Origin of the sequence: Microbacterium sp. BF1, assembly GCF_019279095.1 — a bacterium.
In the GTDB taxonomy this organism is placed as follows: domain Bacteria; phylum Actinomycetota; class Actinomycetes; order Actinomycetales; family Microbacteriaceae; genus Microbacterium; species Microbacterium maritypicum.
Window position 1 is genome coordinate 1 of sequence record NZ_JAGYWT010000463.1, and the last position, 1,930, is coordinate 1,930.

Here is a 1,930-nt window from a genome sequence, read left to right on the forward strand (position 1 = left end):
GGCCAGGTCGGCCACGCGCATCCGCAGGTCGTCGAGGTCTCCCGGCCGATACAGCCATCCGTCGATCCCCATGCGCACGAGATCGAGCGGGCCGCCGCGACCCGTGGCGACGACGGGGACGCCGCTCGCGTGCGCTTCCTGCAGGGTCTGCCCGAAGGTCTCACTCTCTCCCGGGTGCACGAACAGGTCGAACGACGCCATCGCCGACGCCAGCGCTCCGCCTTCGAGGTGGCCGAGGAACAGAGCGTCGGGGAGCCGGCTCTCCAGCCGGGCTCTGCTGGGTCCGTCCCCGACGATCACCAGACGCGTCCCCGGGATGCCACGGAGCGCGGCGAGGTCCTCGACCTGCTTCTCGGGAGCGAGGCGTCCGACGTAGCCGATGACGACTTCGGCGCCCCAGCCGGCGCGGAGCGCGCTCTCTCGCCGGGAGGGGTGGAAACGCTCGGCATCGACTCCTCTCCCCCAGCGTCGGACGCGATCGATGCCGAGCGCGGCGAGTTGCTGGGCCGCATCCGCCGATGGCGCCAGAGTCATCGTCGCGCGCCGGTGGAGACGAGTGATGTGAGTGTGGGCGATACCTGTGGTGGCGGCGATCCCGTAGCGCTCGGTGTACGCCGCGACGTCGGTCTGATACGCGGCGACGGCGGGGAGGTCCAGGCGTTCGGCCGCGAGCACCCCTCGCCAGCCCAGAGCGAACGGAGAGGCGAGGTGCACCACATCGGGCTGGAAGCGAGCGAGCGAGGCGGCGACGCGGCGAGCGCTCGACGTGCCGACCCTGACGTGACGGTACCCCGGGAGCGGGAGGCTGGGGATCGCTTCGATCCTGGCCCCGCTGATCTCGGTCGGTGCGCCGACGGCGGCGGGCGCGATCACGTGCGCCTCGTGTCCTCGCCGTTCGAGGTGGCGAAGGATCTGCAGCACCGACCCGGTGACGCCGTTCATGTGCGGAAGAAAGGACTCCGTGACGATCGCTACTCTCACAGCCCCAGGATGACGGGCCTCGGGGCCGTGTTCGCCGCAGACGCCCCTGCGCACCAGATGTTCACCGGATGCTGGAGAGCGGGTCACCGGCTATCCGGTCTTTGGTTCCCGTTCACCCGTTGCGGGCACAGTGGGCGACGTGCCGATGGATCTGCTGACCGCATCGCTCTCGAGCCCGTGGAGTCTGGTGCTGATGAGCCTGCTGGTGGTCGGGGATGCCTTCTTCGTCGTGGTGCCGGGCGAGGTCGCGGTGACCGCACTCGGTGCCATCGCGGTGACGACCGGTTCACCACCACTTTGGGCCGTGGTGTTGTGTGCCGCGGTCGCCGCGACCGTCGGAGACGCGTGCTGCTACCTGATCGGGCGATCGGTGGGTACGCAGCGATGGCGGTGGATGCGGGTCCCCCGCGTGCAACAGGCTCTGGCGTGGGCCCGACGCCGATTGGACGGCGGGATGGCGACGGTGCTGTTCACCGCCCGGTTCGTGCCCTTCGCGCGACTGGCGATCAACCTGGTCGCGGGGGCCTCGCGCATCCCTCCTTCCCGCTACCTCGCCCTCGTCGCCCTCGCTGCGACCGGGTGGGCGCTGTACCAGGCCGCCGTAGGGGCGGCCGTCGCGGCGATCCTCCCCGGTGGACCGCTCGTCGCGGTGCCCGTGTCGATCGTGCTCGCGATCGGGCTCGGAGCGCTGATCGACGTGTGTGTGCGACACCGGCGAGGGTGACCCGCCAGAGCGCGTGCTCTAGGCTCGGGGCATGAGCACCGAAGAAGGCGCCTCCTCCTCCGAGGAGATGAAGCGCAAGTTCAAGGAAGCGCTCGAGAAGAAGAACGCGCACCACCGGCAGGGCGAGGCACACCTCGACGGCGACTCCGCCGTGCACAGTGCGAACGCCCCGCAGACCCGGCGCGAGTTCCGACGCAAGAGCGGTTGACCGCGCGGATGCGGGAG

Annotated in this window: 3 protein-coding genes; 2 read left to right on the plus strand and 1 reads right to left on the minus strand. The window is 70.5% G+C overall.

Annotated elements, in window-relative coordinates:
• Positions 1-942, minus strand: a 942-nt coding sequence (locus KZA10_RS13655; RefSeq protein WP_218683152.1) for a glycosyltransferase family 1 protein, incomplete at its 3' end; no start/stop codon positions are given.
• Positions 943-1,126: 184 nt separating this feature from the next.
• Between KZA10_RS13655 and KZA10_RS13660 the strand changes: the two genes are divergently transcribed.
• Together KZA10_RS13660 and KZA10_RS13665 are read left to right on the plus strand one after the other, a co-directional pair.
• On the plus strand, positions 1,127-1,705 hold the full coding sequence (locus KZA10_RS13660; protein WP_218683153.1) for a DedA family protein: 579 nt from the start codon (positions 1,127-1,129) through the stop codon (positions 1,703-1,705).
• A gap of 31 nt (positions 1,706-1,736) precedes the next feature.
• Entirely contained in the window at positions 1,737-1,913 is a 177-nt protein-coding gene (locus KZA10_RS13665; RefSeq protein ID WP_017830923.1) for a DUF5302 domain-containing protein, read from the plus strand.
• Positions 1,914-1,930: the final 17 nt, after the last annotated feature.

What these genes read in the sequence shown, in the direction of transcription:
- KZA10_RS13660 (WP_218683153.1), top strand. Translation starts at nt 1,127, where the DNA reads ATGGATCTGCTGACCGCATCGCTCTCGAGCCCGTGGAGTCTGGTGCTG.
- KZA10_RS13665 (WP_017830923.1), top strand. Translation starts at nt 1,737, where the DNA reads ATGAGCACCGAAGAAGGCGCCTCCTCCTCCGAGGAGATGAAGCGCAAG.